An 18,339-nucleotide genomic window follows, 5' to 3' on the forward strand; every position below is an offset into this window, starting at 1 on the left:
ACCACATACAACCCTCCGGCCCCACTACGAGTCTCCTGTTCGCCAACCGCAGGGCCACGCCTGGGACAACTCCCGGCAAACACCGGCGGAACGCACCCCATTGACTGCGGATGCCCGCCAGGCATCCCCGCATGCTGCAGGAGAACCCCGCATGCACAAGCACATACGTATCGCCCTCGCGACGGCCGCCGCGGTCGCGCTGACGGGCGGGCTGCTCTCCCTCTCCACGGGCGCGGCCCTCGCCGCCGACTCCGTCCATCACCACGAGGCCGACTTCAACCACGACGGGTACGGCGACGTCGCGTACTCCGCCGGCTGGGCGACCGTCGGCGGCAAGAAGGGCGCCGGCCAGATCGTCGCCCTGTACGGCTCCGCGAACGGCCTGAACGCCGCCGCCCGCAAGACCGTCAGCCAGAACACCACCGGCGTGCCCGGCACCGCCGAGACCAACGACGCCTTCGGCTGGGTCAGCGCGTACGGGGACTTCAACTCCGACGGGTACGACGACCTGGCCGTCTCCGCCTCGCGGGAGGACGTGGACGGCGACACCGACGGCGGCACCGTACTGATCATGTGGGGCTCGCAGTCCGGCCTCACCGGCGGCACGACGATCAAGGACCCGGCCGTCTCGTCCCACGACAAGTGGGGCGACTCCCTCGCGGCCGGGGACTTCGACGGCGACGGCAAGGACGATCTCGCGATCGGCTCGTCGTCGAGCACGATCTACGTCTACAAGGGCGGCATCACCTCCTCCGGCACGTCCGGGGGCCGCTACACGGTCAAGCCGCCGATCATGTCCGGCGGCGGCACCGGGCCGCTCATGCTCACAGCGGGCGACGTCAACGGCGACGACAGGACCGACCTGGTCGTCGACGGCTTCGAGACCGACAGCGACTACGGCTGGAACACGAACTTCTACGTGCCCGGTTCCGCCTCCGGCCTCGACGACTCGTCCGCGAAGGAACTGAAGCGCGGTGTCATCACCGGGATCGGCGATGTGAACGGCGACGGCTACGGCGACATCGTGACCGGGCAGGACTGGGACCCGTCCACCGACGGCAGCCCCTCCGTCCCCGAGTCCACCACCGGCGGCAAGGTCAACATCACCTACGGCTCCGCCGGCGGCCCCGCCACCACCACCGCCATCAGCCAGGACACCGGCAGCGTCCCCGGCTCGTCCGAGCGCGGCGACGCGTTCGGAGGCGAGCTGTCCCTCGGCGACATCAACGGCGACGACTACCAGGACCTCGTCGTCGGCGCGGCCGGCGAGAACCTGGGCGGCGTCGTCAACACCGGCTCCGTGACCGTCCTCTACGGCACGGCGAACGGCATCGACACGTCCACCGGCGGCCAGTTCTTCGCCCAGTCCACGGCCGGCGTCCCCGGCTCGGACGAGAAGGACGACTACTTCGGCAACGAGGTCAAGCTCACCGACGTCACCGGCGACGGCAAGGCGGACCTCACGATCGGCGCATACGGCGAGAACACTGGCAACGGCGCGCTCACGTACCTCCCGTCGGACGGCACCAAGATCACCACGACGGGCTCGCGCGCCTTCTCGGCGACGTCGGTCGGCGTCTCGACGGACGGCTACCCGCAGCTGGGCGGAAACGCGGCGAACTAGCTCCTGCTTTCAGCTCGTTGGGCCCGCACCTCCCCCGGTGCGGGCCCATTCCCGACCGCGCACCCTCTTGGAGCGACCAACCCCATGCGCAAGCGCACCCTCCTCCTGGCGACGGCCCTCACGACAGGCCTGCTCGCCCTGCCTCTGACCGCGACCCCAGCCTCCGCCGCGCCGTCCGGCCTCGCGGGCGACTTCAACGGGGACGGATACCGGGACATCGCCATCGGCGTACCCGACGGCATCAACGGGGCCACCGACGCGGGCTACGTAGCCGTCGTGTACGGCACGTCCGCCGGCCTGGACCCGGCCAAGCGCAAGGTGATCAGCCAGAACAGCACCGGCGTCCCCGGGTCTTCCGAGGGCGGCGACTCCTTCGGCGCCAAGCTGGCCGTCGCCGACCTCGACAAGGACGGTTACACCGACCTGGCCGTGGGCGCCCCCGGCGAGGACGTCGGCCCGAACTCCGACCAGGGATCCGTCACCATCCTGTGGGGCGGTTCGGGTGGCGTCTCGGGCGGTGCGACCGTCTCCGTTCCCAAGACTTTCGACGGCGCCATGGTCGGCAGCGAACTCGCCGCCGGTGACTTCGACGGCGACGGCAGTGCCGACCTCGCCGTCAGCACACCCCCGGCCGACCTCCAGATCCAGCACGGCCCCTTCACCCGCTCCGGCGGCGCGGGCGCCACGGAAACAGTCCACGTCGCAGCCGAGTCCGGCACCTTCGTCCGCAATCTCACCGCGGGCGACGTCACCGGCGACAAGAAGGCGGATCTGGTCGTCCAGACCCGCCAGGACGCCGAAGGCCAGTCCCTGGCCTGGCTCTACACCGGCTCGGCCACAGGACTCGTCCGGTCCTCGCAGCTCCCGGACAGCGATACGGCGGCGATCGGCGACCTCGACAAGGACGGCTACCGCGACATCGCGGTCGGCGACTCGTACGAGACGACAGCCATGGGCGGCCGGGTCAGCGTGTCCTACGGCGGGCCGTCCGGCCTCAGCACCACCAAGGGCGCGAGCTTCCACCAGTCGACGTCCGGCGTGCCCGGCACGGCCGAGCCGGGCGACAGGTTCGGCGGGGCGCTCGCCATCGGCGACACCAACGGCGACGGCTACGGGGACCTGGTGATCGGCGTCCCCGGCGAGGACATGGGGACCAAGTCCGACGCAGGTGACTTCGTCGTCCTGCGAGGCTCCGCGTCCGGCGCCACCGCCTCCGGCGCCAGGTCCTTCAGCCAGGACACCTCCGGGATCCCCGGCAGCGTGGAAAAGGGTGACCGGTTCGGCTCGGCGCTGCAGCTGTCGGACACGAACAAGGACGGCCGGGCCGACCTCGCGGTCTCGGCGATCGGCGAGGCCGCACCCCACGAGTCGGTCCACTCCGGAGCGGTGTGGCGCATCCGTGGTGCGAGCACCGGCCTGACGGCCACCGGATCCCTGGCCATCAGCCCCGACGACGTGGGCCGCCCCTGGGACGACGAGACGTTCGGCGCTGCGCTCGGCGGCAACACCTCCAACTGACGTCCGCCTCACGGGCGGATGCGAAGACCTCGGCTCGGTCATCGCCCATTGACACACCTTGGAGAGTCACCCGATGCGCATACGCGTCGTCACGGCCGCGGCCACTCTGCTCGCGGCCGGCCTCACCCCCTTCGCCCTGCCCACACCCGCGACGGCAGCGTCCGCCAAGTACGCCGACGACTTCAACGGCGACGGCTACCGAGACCTCGCGGTCGCCGCGCCGCAAGCCACTGTGTCCGGCCACGAAGCGGCCGGAGCCGTGGTCGTGCTGTACGGCACCGCGTCGGGGCCCTCCGCCGCGAAGCGCAAGCTGATCACCCAGGCGAGCACCGGGATCCCGGGTTCACCCGAGACCGCCGACCACTTCGGCGGTTCCGTGGCCTCCGCCGACCTCGACCTCGACGGGTACGCGGACCTCGTGGTCGGAACGCCGGACGAGGACAGCGACGGCGCCTTCAACAAGGGCTCCGTCACCGTCGTCTGGGGCAGCGCGCAAGGTCTGGGGTCCGGCACCACCCTGCCCCTCTCGTACGGCGCCGGAGACCCTACTGGCTGCGCGTACGGCGCCGACCTCGCCACCGTCCCCGTATCGCCCGCCCCGCGGCCGTCGGTGCACATCGCAGGTGGCTGCTCTGTGTGGGTCCTCCAGGGCCCCATCACCCGCTCCGGCAAGGCCTACAGCAAGTCCCAGCGCATGATCGGGCCCTCTGCCGCGAAACTCGTGACCGGCCGGCTCTCCGACAACGACTCCGACCAGATCGAGATCTCGGTCGGCCTGAGCGACCACCCGGAGGGCGCCGTCTACGTCAACCGGCCGTACAACTCCTCCACCGAGCCTCTCCCCACCGACGGCAGCAACGCCACCGTCGGAGATGTCAACGGTGACGGGTACGGCGATCTCGTCGTCGGCGACCCCGGAGACATGACCGTCGACGGAACGCCCGCGGGAGGCACCGGCCACCAGGGCGGCGAGATCGCGATCTGGCCGGGAAGCGCGCAGGGCATCGACCCCACGGCGCAGCCGATCCTCATCAACCAGTCCACACCCGGCGTACCCGGCGCCTCCGAGTCCCACGACACGTTCGGAACGGACGTGAGCGTCGCCGACATCAACCACGACGGCTTCGGCGACATCGCCGTCGGCGCACCCGGCGAGACACTCGGGTCGGTCAAGCAGGCCGGTCAGGTCGTCATCATCCCCGGCGGTCCGGCCGGACCGACCGGCGCGGGCTCATTCACCATCGCGCAGAACTCGACGGGCGTCCCCGGCACGGCTGAGCACAGCGACGCCTTCGGCACGACCGTGCGCTTCGCCGACCTCACAAAGGACGGCCGGCCGGACCTCGTGGTCGGCACACCTGGCGAGATCGCCCCCGGCGCCACACGCTCCACTGGCGGCATCTGGGTGTTCAAGGGCACTTCCACCGGCGTGAGCCTCGGCAGCTCGTACAGCGTGATGGCCGGATCGGTGGGCCTGCCCACCAACGCCGACACCAACTGGTCCTCCGTACAGGCCCCTTGATACCGGATTCCCCCTCCCCCTCCCCCCAAGGACTCCCATGCGCCTACGCACCACCACGGCCCTCGCCGCACTCGTCGCGGCGGGCCTCGCCCCTCTCACTCTCCAGTCCGCACACGCGTCCGCGGCCACAGCGAAGTACGGCGACGACTTCAACGGTGACGGGTACCGCGACCTGGCCACAGCCGCCCCCGACGCCACGGTCGGTGGCGAGTTCGCGGCAGGCGCCGTGGTCGTCACCTACGGCTCCTCATCCGGCCTGTCCGCCACCAACCGCACCGTGATCAGCCAGAACTCCGCCGCTGTGCCCGGCGCCGCGGAGGAGGGCGACAGCTTCGGCTCCGGCCTCGCCTCGGCCGACCTCGACGGCGACGGGTACGCGGACCTCGTCGTCGGCTCCGAGTACGAGGACGTGGGCAGCTGCCAGGACGCGGGCAGCGTCACCGTGCTGTGGGGCAGCGCATCAGGTCTCCAGGGCGGAGCCACTCTGGCGCCTCCCACCACTCGGTTCGACAAGGACCGCGCAGGGATGGCTGTCGCGACAGGCGACTTCGACGGCGACGGACTGGTCGAAGTGATGGCCTCAGGAAACGGCGACATGTGGCACATGGAAGGCCCGTTCGCCCGCTCGGGCACCGCGGGCCACACCGAGTACCTGTTCAGCGGCACGGCAAGGAATCTCGCTGTCGGCGACATCACCGGCAACGGCAGCGACGAACTCGTCGCGCTCGGCGGTATGGCCGAAGACGACCTCGGCGGCTCTGTGACCATGCTGAGCTGGGACTCGGGCAAGCTCACAGAGACCGAGATCGTCGCCGACGGTCTCACCGGAGCGGTCGGCGACATCGATGCCGACGGCTACGCGGACATTGTGCTCGGCCGCGGCGACAAGCACGGCAGCGAGGCCGAGGCCGGCATCGCCCAGGGCGGACAGATCACTGTGCTCTACGGCAGCCCGAGCGGCCCAGGCACGACGCGCCCCGCCCGTACGCTGAGCCAGGCCAGTTCCGGAGTGCCGGGCACTGCCGAAACCTGGGACGGTTTCGGCGACGCCGTCTCCGTGGGCGACGTCAACGCCGACGGGTACGCGGACGTGGCAGTCGGGGCGCCGGACGAGGCCATAGGCGATCAGTCGCAGGCCGGTGCTGTCACCGTGCTCCACGGTTCGGACGCGGGCCTCACCACGACAGGCGCCGCGTCCTTCACCCAGGACAGCTCCGGCGTCCCCGGCGCTGCGGAGAACCTCGACCGCTTCGGCTCGGCCGTCCGGCTCGCCGATCTCAACGGCAACGGCGTGGCGGACCTGTCCGTCGGCGTCGACGGCGAGAACGAAACCGGCGGCATCTGGTATCTGCGCGGCACGTCGACGGGCATCACCGGGACCAATTCCGTTGACCTGACGGCGAATTCGCTGGGCCTGACCGATGCAGGGTCCCCTGCACTCGGCAAGGACTTTTCACAGTCCCAGTGACCTGACCAGACGTATCAGCCCCGCCAGCGCCTCCGGCCGGGTCCTGAGTACGTCGTCCGGGGCGTCGCTCTCCCTCAGGAGGGCGGCGCCTTCGTGCGTGGCGAGTTCGAGGCAGTCAGGCCCGTCCTGGCCGCCGGAGTACGAGGACTTCTGCCACACGATCTCCTGGGCCATGAGGGGACCTCTCACGTGTCGCGCGCAAGGCGGTGGATGAATTTCCTCGACTCTACGACCCCCAGCGCGGCCCACTCCACCTTGTCGAGGAGCCCTCGGTAGCGGCTGAGCTGCGCCTCCGCGTCCACGAGAGCACCGCCGTGCGGAGTGTCCATCAGGACTGTGTCGAGCTGAGGCACCGGGCCGCCCGCGTACAGCATCGGATAGCACAGGCCGGCGAAGCCGTCGGCGTCGAACGGCACGACCTGTACGGTCACTTGGGGCAGCTCCGACCGGTCCAGGAGGTGCAGCAGCTGCTCCCGGGCAACCTTGCTGTCGGCCACCCGGATGCGCAGTGCCGCTTCATGAATCACCACGTCGCACCGGGTCGGCCGCTCCCCGGTGAGGAACTCCTGCCGTCGCAGCCGGAACTGGACCCGCAGGTCGAGTTCTTCGTCCGGCAACTTCGGTACCGCCGCGCCGAACAGCGCCCGCACCTGCGCCTCCGTCTGCAGGAGGCCCGGGATGCTGACACTCTGGAATGTCCTCAAGTGCACCGCGTGGTACTCGAGTTCGGCCAATTCCAGGTATCCCGAGGGCACAAGGCCGCGGTACTCCTCCCACCAGCCCCGCCCACCCTCCCCCGCCATGGCCGCGGGCGCATCCACAAGCGCGGCGTCGTGGCACGCGTACTGACCCGCCAAGCAGCGGACGCGCTCCGCGCTCACCCCGGCCCGCGCCGACTCGACTGCAGAGATCCGGGTCTCGGCGAACCCCATGGCCCGAGCCGCCTCCCGGCCGGTCAGACCCGCCCGCTCGCGGAGCTTTCGCAGCTCGGCCCCGAGCCGCTCCTGACGTGCCGTGATGATGCTTCGCGCCGAAATGTAGCCCTACTTTCCTGCGAGTTGAGGCATGCGAGTACCCCAGTCCGGCGCGACGGGATTCAACTGAACCCCCTACCGTCAGTGACGCATCGCACACTCTTCGATACCGCGGAAGGCACCGCCCTGGCCACGCGGCAATGCCACCGCGCCCCCACCGGGAGCCCCACATGCGGAATGCCAGCAACAACTCCACCTGGGAATACACCCTCTACATCCCCCACGACCCCCGAGCGGTAGCAGTCGCCCGGCACACCCTCAATCGCATCCTCACCACCCACCACCTCCCCGCCCTCCTCGACGACGCGCGGCTCCTCGCCTCGGAGCTTCTCGGGAACGCCATCCGGCACACCCAAGGCCCCGCCTCGCTCAATCTCCGGCACGACGGCAGCGCACTCCGGCTCGGCGCCTGGGACACCGATCCCACTCCACCCGCCGATCCCGGCCCCGACAGCTATGGGCTGCACCTCGTCGACACGTACGCCGACGACTGGGGCTGGTTCCGGGTCAACACCGGCGCGGGCTCGGCCGGAAAGTACGTCCGGTGCGAACTCGGCACGCGCGCCTGACCCGCAGAATCCCACCCACCCCGTACAACCCTCCACCCCCACCAACCGTCTCCTGTAAGCCAACCGCGGGGCCACGCCCGGGACAACTCCCGGCAAACACCCGCGGAACGCGCCCTTACTGACTGCGGATGCCCCCACATCCCCCGGTTGACGCAGGAGCAACGCATGACCAGGCACGCCAAGCACAAGCGCACGCCCGAGCCCTCCCCCGCCCGGATCCGGCTCGCCACGGCCACGGCAGCCGCCGCCGCGCTGACCGGGGGCCTGCTGGCCACGTCGGCCGGCGTGGCGGCCGCCGACACGACGTCGGCCGGCGTCTCCCAGAATGACGCCGACTTCAACGGCGACGGCTACGCGGACGCCGTGGCCTCCGCGTCCGGCGCCTACGTGAGCGGCAAGGCGAACGCCGGCCAGCTCGCCGTCATCTACGGCGGAGCCACCGGCAACCACTACGCCACCATCAGCCAGAACTCCCCGGGCGTCCCCGGCACCGCCGAGGCCGGCGACGTGTTCGGCGCCGACTCCGCGTACGGCGACTTCGACGGTGACGGCTACGACGACGTCCTGGTCGGCACGCCGGGCGAGGACGTCGGCACGGACAAGGACGGCGGCACCGCCGCGATCCTGTGGGGCTCGCCGGGCGGGCTGACCAGTGGCACCACCGTCGCGGACCCGCGCCCCACCGAGCACGACCACTTCGGCGGTCCCGTCGAGGCGGGCGACTTCGACGGCGACGGCAAGGACGACCTCGCCATCGGCGCGTTCGGCTCCACCCGCGTCGACGTCTTCTCCGGCGGCTTCACCCGTACCGCGGGCCCCGCGGTCCACAAGACGCTGACCACCGGCGTACTGACCGGCGACGGCATCAACAACCTGCACTCCGGCGACGCAAACGGCGACGGCAAGGACGACCTGATCGTCAACGGCTACGACCCGTCGGACAACCTCAACGCCAACTACTGGATCCCCGGCAGCTCCACGGGCCCGGCCGCCTCCGGCTCCCAGAAGCTGCCCGCCGGCATCATCACCGACCTCGGCGACACCGACGAGGACGGCTACGACGACATCGTCATCGGCAACGCCTGGGACTCCGGCATCGCGGGCGCGACCACGGGCGGTTCGGTGTACGTCGTGCACGGCACGGCGAGCGGCCCGTCCGCCGGCGACACCGAGAAATTCACGCAGAACACCGCGGGCGTCCCCGGCTCCAGCGAGAAGGGCGACACCTTCGGCGGCGAGATCGACCTCGGCGACGTCAACGGCGACGGCCACCTCGACCTGGTCGTCGGCGCCCCCGGCGAGGACCTGACCGGCGGCGCCAACGCCGGCGCGGCCACCGTCCTGTACGGCTCCGCCGACGGCTCGGGCATCACCGGCACCGGCGCCCTGTTCCTCGAGCAGAACAACGCCTTCGTCCCCAACTCCAACGAGAAGAACGACGAGTTCGGCTCCGACGTGCACCTGGACGACCTCAACCACGACGGCCGCGACGAGATCCTCGTCGGCGCCGACGGCGAGAACGGCTACAACGGCGCCGTCTACCCGGTGAAGGTCAAGGCCGACGGCACCCTCGCCGCGTCCTCCGGCATCTACACCTCCACGCTCGGCATCTCCGCGTCGGGCACCCCGGTCCTCGGCGGCAACTTCACCGACTGACGCCCGCCCGACCCGGGAACACCCGGAAACGTCCCTTAGGGGATGTCACAGCTCGGCAGCAAAGCCGGGCCCGATCCACCGGGCCCGGCACCTCCCTCCCCGGGACCAGGTACGTTCGATGACGTGGCTGGATTCAGGATCGGACGCGGCCGGGACAACCGCGCCCCGCAATCGCGACCGTACGGACAGCGGGCCCCCCAGGGGCAGGCCCCGTACGGCTACCCTCCCGTGCCCCCGAACGGGCAACCGCAGCAGCACCAGTACGGCGGGCAGCAACCGCAGCAGCCGTACGGTCAGCAGCAGTGGCCCCAGTCCGGAGGCCACGGCGAGCCGGAGTACTTCGGCGACCCGAACGGCCCGCAGGGGCACGGTCAGCAGGGCCAGGGCTACGACCCGTACGCGGCGAACAACCCGGGGCACACCCAGGCGTTCTCCGTGGGCGAGGACCCGTACAGCCAGGGCGACACGTACCGGGCGGGTTCGGCCCCGGCCGCTCCCGTCGGGCCGCGGCTGCACTGGAAGCAGCTCCTGTCCGGAGTCGTCCTGCGCCCCGGCCAGACGTACCTCCAGATGCGGGACTACGCGATGTGGGGCCCCGCCCTCATCGTGACGTTCCTCTACGGGCTGCTCGCGATCTTCGGCTTCGACTCGGCCCGCGAGGACGTGATCAATGCCACGATCTCGTCGGCGGTCCCGTACGTCCTGACGACCGGCGTCGCGATCACGATCAGCCTCTTCGTCCTGGGCGTGGTCACGCACACACTGGCCCGCCAGCTCGGCGGTGACGGAGCGTGGCAGCCCACGGTCGGCCTCGCGATGCTGATCACCGCGATCACGGACGCCCCGCGCCTGCTCTTCGCGATGTTCCTGGGCGGCGACGCCCCGTTCGTGCAGATTCTCGGCTGGGCGACGTGGGCCCTGGCCGGTTTCCTGCTGACGCTCATGATCGGCAGGTCGCACGACCTGCCGTGGCCGAAGGCGCTGGCCGCCTCCGCGATCCAGCTGATCGCGCTCCTGTCGATCATCAAGCTGGGCACGTTCTAGAGACCTGGTGAACGCGAGTGGGGCCCGGCACACACAGTGCCGGGCCCCACTCGCGTCGATCGTCGCCACCCCGTCGCCGCCAACGGATGGCCGCCGGTCGCGGGTCGAAGCACCGGCCTCCCCCGGCAAACTGCCACGATTCGCCCATGGCACCTGCGGCAGGCACGGCTGAGAGTCCGGCGACGGCGCGACTCGTCCTGCTGACCCTCGCGGCAGGTCAGTTCCTGATGGCTCTCGACAGCTCGGTCATGAACGTCTCGATCGCCACTGTGGCCGAGGACGTGGGCACGACCGTGACGGGGATCCAGGGCGCCATCACGGCGTACACCCTCGTGATGGCGATGTTCATGATCCCCGGCGGCAAGGTCGGTGCGCTGATCGGACGCAAACGCGCGTTCATGATCGGCTGCTGCGTCTACGGCTGCGGCTCCCTGACCACGTCGCTCGCACCGAACCTCCCCGTACTGCTGCTCGGCTGGGCGTTGCTCGAGGGGCTCGGAGCCGCCCTCATCCTGCCCGCGATCGTGGCACTCGTGGCGGGCAACTTCACCACCGAACGCCGTCCCGCCGCGTACGGACTCGTCGCGGCCGCGGCGGCCGTGGCGATCGCGGTGGGGCCGCTGGTCGGAGGGCTCGCGACGACGTACTTCTCCTGGCGCTGGGTGTTCGCCGGCGAGGTGGTGGTCGTGCTGGGCATCCTGGCGCTCGCCCGCCCCATCGCCGACGCACCGGTCGGCGAACGCACCCGCATCGATCTCGTCGGCTGCGTGCTCTCCGCCCTCGGCCTCGGGATCTCCGTCTACGGAGTCCTCCGCTCGGACGAATGGGGCTGGTTCCAGCCCAAACCCGGCGCTCCTTCATGGCTCGGGATCTCACTGGTCGTGTGGCTGGCGCTGGCCGGTCTGCTGCTGATCTGGCTTTTCCTCCACTGGGAGGCCCGCCTGGTGAAGCAGCGCAAGGAACCGCTCATCGACCCGGCCCTGCTGAAGAACAAGCAGCTCACCGGTGGCCTGACGATGTTCTTCTTCCAGTACCTCCTGCAGATGGGCGTGTTCTTCGTCGTCCCGCTGTATCTGTCGGTCGCCCTGGGCCTGTCCGCGCTCAAGACCGGTGCCCGCCTCCTGCCGCTCTCGCTGACGCTGCTGGCGGCCGCGACCCTGATCCCGCGCTTCTTCCCGGATGTCTCCCCGCGCCGGGTGGTGCGGCTCGGGATCCTCGCGCTGCTCGCGGGCGCGGTCGTCCTGATGGCCGCACTCGACGCGGGAGCCGGGGCGGAGATCGTCACCATCCCCCTCCTGCTGATCGGGCTCGGCATCGGCGCACTGGCGTCCCAGCTCGGGTCGGTCACCGTGTCCGCGGTGCCGGAGGCGAAGAGCGCGGAAGTCGGCGGCATCCAGAACGCCGTCACCAACCTGGGCGCCTCGCTCGGTACGGCACTCGCCGGGTCGATCCTCATCGCCGCGCTCACGACCTCTTTCGTGACCAGCATCGAGCAGAATCCGGCGGTCCCGGCCGACGTCAAGAACCAGACCTCCGTCGAGCTCCAGAGCGGCGCGCCCTTCCTCTCGGACGCTCAGCTCAAGACCGCGCTCGACGAATCCGGCACGAGCACGGAGGTCTCACAGGCGGCGCTCGACGCGAACAGCGAAGCACGGCTCGACGGCCTGCGCGCCGGACTCGCCGTCCTCGCCCTCGCGGCGCTGCTCGCCCTGTTCTTCACCTCACGGATCCCGACGACCCAGCCACGCTCCGCAACGCCATAGCCCGCCCGGCAACGCGAGTGGGGCCCGGCACTGTGTGTGCCGGGCCCCACTTCACGTATACGACTGCTCAGTCGAGGGCACGCGCATTGTGGATCCCACACCGGGGCCGGCCGGTCGTGGCGGTGGATTCCGCGTGCTGTACGACTCGGGCTACGAGATCGACCACATGAAGGAGGCGATCTTCGGCCGTGCCGCAACACCGGACGAGGTGAAGCTCTTGCAGCTACCCGCCGGCGAACCAGTCGTCGAACTGCATCGGACGCCTACACAGCCGATGGCACAGTGGTTGAATTCGCCATCGGCGTGCACGCAGCCTCGCGCTTTGCCTGGGAATACGACTTCAAGGTCCCGGACACGGCGAAGGAGAGGGAAGAGCAGCAATGATCTCGACGCAGGCATGGGCAGACACGCGACGTCTGTGGGACTACCACCAGATGGGTCACGCCTTGAGGCCGTGCTCAGTAGCCATCGGGCTAGGCAGCCATGACCTGGGCGTGGCCGACACCGCGGTCGATCTCTACAAGCGCGGCATGGCCCCGCTCATGGTGTTCACCGGAGCTACCAGCCCCACGAGCCGCGACCGTATGCCGCGAGGGGAAGCCGTCCACTACCGCGAGCGCGCCCTTGAGCTCGGTGTGCCCAGCTCGGCCGTGCTCGTGGAACCCAATGCCCGTAACACCGGCGAGAACATCCGCTTCTCCAAGAGCGTCCTCGAAGAGGTCGGCGTATCGGTGTCCTCCATCCTGTTGATCAGCAAGCCGTACGAGGAGAGGCGCGCGCACGCCACTGCGTGCAAGCTCTGGCCCGAAGTCGAGTTCGTCAGCGCGTCCACTCCGATGACGCTGGAGGAATACGTCGACTCGATCCAGGACGCCCGACTGGTCATCGACATGCTCGTGGGTGCATTGCAACGGTTGCTGATCTACCCGGACCAAGGGTTCATGATCAGTCAGTCAGTACCGGGCGACGTGATCGAGGCGTACGACCGACTCCGCCACGAAGGCTTCACGAGCCGACTGCTCACCACCGACCAGTTTTCTGGCCAGTGACCGCGCATCCCAGGGTCGGCTCCGTCTGGGCCCTGCGCTTCCCAGACGCCCCACAACACGACCGCGAGTTCCGGGTGACTGGCGTGTTCACAAGAGACGGTGTCACCTACGTCGAAACTGAGCAGCTCGGCAGCGGGGGACTAAGCAGGGGCCTGCTTGACGACGTTCTTGAGTACGCGGAGCTCGTCAGTGAGTATCCGGAGGCTTAGCCAGTGTCCCTTCATTCTGTCTCCGTGGCGGGGGTTGTCGTGCGTGAAGACGGACGCGTCCTGGTGATCCGTCGCGCCGACAACGGTCGGTGGGAACCACCGGGCGGAGTGCTGGAGCGGGACGAGGCCATCGAGGATGGGGTGTGCCGCGAGGTCTACGAAGAGACCGGGATCAAGGTGCACGTCGAGCGGCTCACCGGGGTCTACAAGAACATGTCGATCGGGGTCGTGGCCCTGGTCTTCCGGTGTCGGCCTGACGGTGGACACGAACAGCTTTCGGACGAGTCGACCGCGGTGACCTGGCTTGCCCCGGACGAAGCTATGGCCGCGATGAGTGAGGCCTACAGCGTCCGCATCGCAGATGCCCTCACTGACGATCTGGCGCCCCACATCCGAGCCCATGACGGACGCAATCTCACCGGCTCGGCAGGCAACTAGTCCAACTGCCCTGGGCCGGAGAGCTGTTACGAGTTTCTCTACCTCATCAAGCACCCGGCTGCGCTCCGCTCCGCCGGGCGGGCTTCCCGGCTCCGCCGGGGCTGCCGCTCCTGCCTTCGGCCCGCTCCGCCCCGCTGCGCCGACGCCCGCCCACATGTGGATAGGCCCGGAGGTCATGAGTCGAGCACCCGACGTTCACGGCCATCGGTCAAAGACGACGCCTCCGGCGGGGGATCGGCCGGCACCGGGTGGGAGGGGGCGCCGTTCCCGGCCGCGGGCACATCGTGGCGAGCGTGGTGGGCTCCCATCCCGTCCACCATCGACCCAGGCAAAGCCGAGCAGACGCGGCCCAGGGCGTCAAGGTCGTTCGTACAGTGGCGCGCTCCACCTTGACGCCCTGAACCACGCCCGCTCCACGGTGTGTGGGTCGACGGCGGACGGGATGGGAGCCGGGGTGAGTGCTGGGTTGCTACGAGCTGGGAGGGGGAAGAGCGCGTTCGTGAAGCCTGAACGAGTTGCTGTCGTCGGAGTAGGCGTCCTCGGAGCCAGCGTGGGCTGGAACCTGTCCCGGCGCGGCGTCAAAGTGGTCTTCATCGACACAGGCCAGCCAGGTGAAGGAGTCACCAACTGGTCCTTCTCGTGGGCCAATGCCAGCAACAAGACGGTGCGCAAGTCCTACTTCGACCTGAACGTCGCAGGCATGGAAGCGCACCGTGAGCTTGCCAGGACCATCGGGCCGGACTCCTGGTGGTATCCCAACGGCCACCTGCGCTGGGCAGCCGATCCCGCAGCAGAGAGACAGCTCCTGAAAACAGCGGAGCTGCTGGCCAGCTGGAACTACCAGGTCGAAGTGAGCACAGGGGCAGAGGTGCGCCGTCGCCTCGAACCTGCTCTCACGATGCCCGACGACATTCCCGTCGTGTTCTACCCCGACGAAGCCTGGGTGCACGGACGTCATCTCGTCAGCCGCCTGGTGAACAAGGCCATCGCATCCGGCGCCGAGCACCGATTCGGCACCACAGTCCGTGACATCAGCACCGGTGCCGACGGGAGCATCCGGTCAGTTGCTCTGTCCGACGGGAGTCGTCTCGATGTCAACATCGTCGTGAACGCGGCGGGCGCCGACGCTGCCGACGTGGCCGAGCTCGTCTCGCGACAATTGCCGATGCGCCGGGAACCCGGCGTCGTCACGCGGATCGGCTGTGCTCAGGTCCCGGTTCGCCGGGCCATGCACGCTCCTCACATCGAGATCCGTCCTGACGGAAAATCTTCGGTAGTCCTCCACAGCCGCGAGATCGACGCACTCATCGACACCGGCGAAGATCCCTCGGAACTCGCACGGCTGCTCCACGAATCGGCGCGACAGGTCGTTCCCGATCTCGGCAGCGGTCGCATCGCACAGACACGTGTGGCCAACCGACCGATCCCAGCCGACGGATTCCCCTCGGTGGGAGCAGTGCCGTCTGTGCCGGGCTACTACGAAGCCGTTTCCCACAGCGGCATCACACTCGGGCCGGTAATCGGCCGCCTGCTCACTTCGGAGATCCTCAGCGGGGAGAGAGACGAGATGCTTGCGGACTTCCCCCCCGAGCGGTTCGCCCCGTGACAGTCCAGGCACTCGCCACCAGTACGCGATGGTGGTCGGCCCCGCGCCTGGCAGAACCGTGCCCCATCCGTGCCCGATCGACCGGGAACTCACGGGGAACTGCGGTCACCAACAGGCAACCTGCATGGCGAAGGCCCCTAGAAAGCACCGTTGCTGGTCAGGGGCCTTCAACCTGCGCGGTGGGTGTGGGATTTGAACCCACGGTGACTCGCGCCACGACGGTTTTCAAGACCGTTCAGGGCTTGTGCGGGGTCGGCGCTGACAGGTCCCCCTCTTAGCCATCAACTAGGCCCGGAGGTCGGTTGGGCCACGGATTGGATACCGGACCACCCCCAGACAGAACCAGGGATGCAGCTGCACTTCAGAGCTGGATACCTCGCCGCCGACCGCGCGAAGCCGACCCTAAAGGTTGTCCTGTAGCTGTGCCGAGTAGGTCGAGAGGCAGTCCAGGGAACTCACTTCACTATGACGTTGTCGCCGGCCGAAGTCGACGGCCCGGTAGTGGTGTTGCCGTAGTACACCCAGCGCCATGTGCCCGTCTTGGATGCCTTCACGGTCGTCTTGAGGTTGCCCGAGCCGTTCGCGTACACCTTCTTCACCGTGGTGTAGGAGGTGGTTCCGGTGGGCTTGAACTGCAGGGTCACCAGGCGGCCTTCGTAGGAGACGTACTTCCTGGTCTCCCAGTTGGCCCGCGTGACCTTGCCGGTCACGGTGATGGTCTTGCCCTTGGCCACCGGTTCGGGCGAGGCGTTCACGGTCAGGCGGGAGTTGCGCTTGACGTAGGCCGTGAGGCCCTCGTCATCGGTGTCACCGCCGCCGCCCTGGAAGTAGACCTCGGCCGCGACCTTCCACGCTCCGGCCTCGCTGTTGCGCATCTCCCACTCGCTCGGGTCGAAGTACATCGTCTCGTTGAAGTCACAGACGCCCGAGCTCACCTTGATGCAGTCGCTCGTCTCGATCGCGTGCCACAGCCGCTCACTCGTCTTGCCGCGGTACAGGAACACCGCCGGCCACTTCCACTGGTGTGTGGTCGCCATCCGGAAGGATGTGGGCACCGCGACCTCGTTCGACACCCCAATCACGATCGCCTTGCCGCCGTTCACCTGGACACGGGTGAACGAGACCCCGCCCTCGGCCGCCCCGGCCGGTCCCGCGGCCATGGCCGTAAACACCGCCGCCGCGCCACCGGCCGCGACAGCTCTCCAGATCTTCTTCCCCACCTGATCCCCGATCTCCGTACGGAAGAGCACCGGAGGCTCATCCTCCGGCGCCCCTCAGACAGTTGGGATCCGCACGGGGTTGTACACCCTTGGATCACGATCGGGCATCAGGCGATCTTCGCCTCGCACGAGGCGGTCGACACCGGTCGAAGATCATTTACGGGACAACCTTTCGGGCCTCACACGGACAGTAGTAGCGGTGAGTGTCTAACTGCGTGACAACCGCGACGCACAACCACGAACAACCGTGGACGTCAGCGGACCATCAGCGCCGGTGACAGGCACAGCAACCCAAGGGCGGCGAACATCCCCAGTTGCTTCGGGACGAAGAGGTCGCTCCGTTAGAGCTCTTAGTTCAAGGCGAATTTCAGCGCGGGAACCGCGCGCCCGGAATTGCTCGCAGGGATCTTCCAGCGGAAAACGGTGCCATCGCCGTCGACATAGATGAGGGTGCCGCCCCTCTCGGCTGCGGAAATATCGAAGACAGCTACGTCCTGGTGAAATGTTTGGCGGGTAAGGACCGGCCCGCCTTCGCTGAATCCAATGGGAGCGACCTTTTTCGCGGCCTTGCTGTTCCTCGCCGTGACGGTGTGCCCATCCGCAGCCTTCCATCGCAAGCCGCCCTGTTCGGTTGTTGTCGTCACACGCGACTTGGTCCGATTCCTGGACTGGTAGTTGACGACAGCGAAGAGGCCGTGCTCCGGGGTGCCGAAGCTAGTGCTGTCGGCGTATACGACCGTATCCGGGGTGATCTGGGCAGCCCCTCGGCCACCGACACCTGCGGTATCCGTGCTCTGCCCCAACCTGAGCGTGGAGCGCGGGCTCGGCTGAGGTGTACTTCGGTCGTCGCTGCCCGTGCAGGCTGTAAGGCTCAGACAGCAGACGGCCGCGAGCGTGGAAGCGGTGATGAGGTGGCGCATGATCCCCCCGATAGGAGCAGGCAAAGGAGGCGGGTTATCCCATAGTCTGCGAGTCCCCTCGGGAGAGGGTTGCGTAGCCGTGTCCAGCCTCCGGCCCTGGTAAATCAGGCAGCAGCCGTTTGATCAGCGCCCACAAGTCGTCGTCCACGATCCACGGCCGAGTACTCACACCTCTTGAACGGCCGAATCATCACACCGGTCGCGCCCGACCAGCCCCAACACCTTGTCCGATGGTCCGCTCCAGCGCCTTCTAATCGCTTGGTCGTACGTTCGAGTCCTGCCGGGGACGCCGAAGCCGGGCAGCAAGGCCGGCGGGAGCGGATCGCCGTACCGACGCCGTCACGGATGCGGGAGCGTGAGCGGACCATCGCGGGGGATGGGCCGAGGGGGAGCAATGCTGCCGCGATCTGGCTGAGCCTGTCGAGGGCGCAGCGTTCGGCTGCCGGGCCGTCTGTGGGCCGTGCGAAGGGGCTCAATGGTGACCGACGTCGACAACCGGTGACAGGTCAGCTACCGAGACGAGCCAAGAACGGCCAGGTCATGGACCCCTGGCCATACTGGTTTCCCGCATGGGGTGGCGGTCAGCCAAGATGGGGCGCTTCTCGGTTGCGTCCAGGGAAGTGGTGTACGGGTTCGACCTGATCCGGGGGTTTGCTCCGGCATCGGGATGGTGCCCGCATAGATGAACGGCCACCGGCT

General features: G+C 68.7%; 15 protein-coding genes and 1 pseudogene. 12 read left to right on the forward strand and 4 right to left on the reverse strand.

From position 1 onward, the window contains the following. Positions 1–151: 151 nt before the first annotated feature. The 4 genes from ACWFR4_RS42220 (at position 152) to ACWFR4_RS42235 (ending at position 6,132) form a co-directional block, all read left to right on the forward strand. Positions 152–1,624, forward strand: coding sequence for an FG-GAP repeat protein (locus ACWFR4_RS42220; protein WP_453656833.1), 1,473 nt, complete (start codon positions 152–154; stop codon positions 1,622–1,624). Between the two features lie 84 nt (positions 1,625–1,708). Then, on the forward strand, positions 1,709–3,142 hold the full coding sequence (locus tag ACWFR4_RS42225; RefSeq protein WP_453656834.1) for an FG-GAP-like repeat-containing protein: 1,434 nt from the start codon (positions 1,709–1,711) through the stop codon (positions 3,140–3,142). A 73-nt stretch (positions 3,143–3,215) separates the two neighbouring features. Continuing rightward, the gene (locus ACWFR4_RS42230) at positions 3,216–4,664 is read left to right on the forward strand and encodes a VCBS repeat-containing protein (protein ID WP_453466406.1); all 1,449 of its coding nucleotides are present in this window, start codon (positions 3,216–3,218) and stop codon (positions 4,662–4,664) included. A 37-nt stretch (positions 4,665–4,701) separates the two neighbouring features. Next, positions 4,702–6,132 carry an FG-GAP and VCBS repeat-containing protein gene (locus ACWFR4_RS42235; RefSeq protein WP_453656835.1) on the forward strand — a complete coding sequence of 477 codons (1,431 nt, stop codon included), beginning with the start codon at positions 4,702–4,704 and terminating at the stop codon, positions 6,130–6,132. Here ACWFR4_RS42235 and ACWFR4_RS42240 read toward each other — a convergent pair. Together ACWFR4_RS42240 and ACWFR4_RS42245 are read right to left on the reverse strand one after the other, a co-directional pair. Continuing rightward, positions 6,118–6,306: a DUF397 domain-containing protein gene (locus tag ACWFR4_RS42240; protein WP_453466410.1), complete on the reverse strand. Its 189-nt coding sequence runs from the start codon at positions 6,304–6,306 to the stop codon at positions 6,118–6,120. The genes ACWFR4_RS42235 and ACWFR4_RS42240 overlap by 15 nt on opposite strands. Before the next feature lie 11 nt (positions 6,307–6,317). Then, entirely contained in the window at positions 6,318–7,169 is an 852-nt protein-coding gene (locus ACWFR4_RS42245) for a helix-turn-helix domain-containing protein (protein WP_453656838.1), read from the reverse strand. A gap of 167 nt (positions 7,170–7,336) precedes the next feature. Here ACWFR4_RS42245 and ACWFR4_RS42250 point away from each other — a divergent pair, with 167 nt between their 5' ends. The 8 genes and pseudogenes from ACWFR4_RS42250 (at position 7,337) to ACWFR4_RS42285 (ending at position 15,500) form a co-directional block, all read left to right on the forward strand. After that, a complete protein-coding gene (locus ACWFR4_RS42250) occupies positions 7,337–7,735 on the forward strand; it encodes an ATP-binding protein (protein ID WP_453466412.1) in 399 nt (132 codons plus the stop codon). Positions 7,736–7,900: 165 nt separating this feature from the next. Further along, a complete protein-coding gene (locus ACWFR4_RS42255) occupies positions 7,901–9,391 on the forward strand; it encodes an FG-GAP repeat protein (protein WP_453466414.1) in 1,491 nt (496 codons plus the stop codon). Positions 9,392–9,433: 42 nt separating this feature from the next. After that, positions 9,434–10,435, forward strand: a complete 1,002-nt coding sequence (locus ACWFR4_RS42260) for a Yip1 family protein (RefSeq protein ID WP_453656836.1) — start codon at positions 9,434–9,436, stop codon at positions 10,433–10,435. 146 nt (positions 10,436–10,581) lie between these two features. Continuing rightward, entirely contained in the window at positions 10,582–12,198 is a 1,617-nt protein-coding gene (locus tag ACWFR4_RS42265) for an MFS transporter (RefSeq protein WP_453469663.1), read from the forward strand. A gap of 70 nt (positions 12,199–12,268) precedes the next feature. Beyond that, positions 12,269–12,582 (forward strand): annotated as a pseudogene (locus ACWFR4_RS42270) (UTRA domain-containing protein); the annotation flags it as partial. Further along, positions 12,579–13,247, forward strand: coding sequence for a YdcF family protein (locus ACWFR4_RS42275; protein WP_453466222.1), 669 nt, complete (start codon positions 12,579–12,581; stop codon positions 13,245–13,247). The pseudogene ACWFR4_RS42270 and the gene ACWFR4_RS42275, both read left to right, overlap by 4 nt. Before the next feature lie 212 nt (positions 13,248–13,459). Next, on the forward strand, positions 13,460–13,894 hold the full coding sequence (locus ACWFR4_RS42280; protein ID WP_453466223.1) for an NUDIX hydrolase: 435 nt from the start codon (positions 13,460–13,462) through the stop codon (positions 13,892–13,894). A 442-nt stretch (positions 13,895–14,336) separates the two neighbouring features. Beyond that, positions 14,337–15,500, forward strand: a complete 1,164-nt coding sequence (locus tag ACWFR4_RS42285; RefSeq protein ID WP_453466225.1) for an NAD(P)/FAD-dependent oxidoreductase — start codon at positions 14,337–14,339, stop codon at positions 15,498–15,500. 455 nt (positions 15,501–15,955) lie between these two features. On the opposite strand, the gene ACWFR4_RS42290 is transcribed toward ACWFR4_RS42285, so the two are convergent. Continuing rightward, positions 15,956–16,720, reverse strand: a complete 765-nt coding sequence (locus tag ACWFR4_RS42290; RefSeq protein ID WP_453466246.1) for a hypothetical protein — start codon at positions 16,718–16,720, stop codon at positions 15,956–15,958. Positions 16,721–17,070: 350 nt separating this feature from the next. Continuing rightward, a complete protein-coding gene (locus ACWFR4_RS42295) occupies positions 17,071–17,640 on the reverse strand; it encodes a hypothetical protein (RefSeq protein ID WP_453466230.1) in 570 nt (189 codons plus the stop codon). Between the last annotated feature and the right edge of the window lie 699 nt (positions 17,641–18,339).

It is taken from the genome of Streptomyces sp. NPDC055140 (assembly GCF_053607285.1).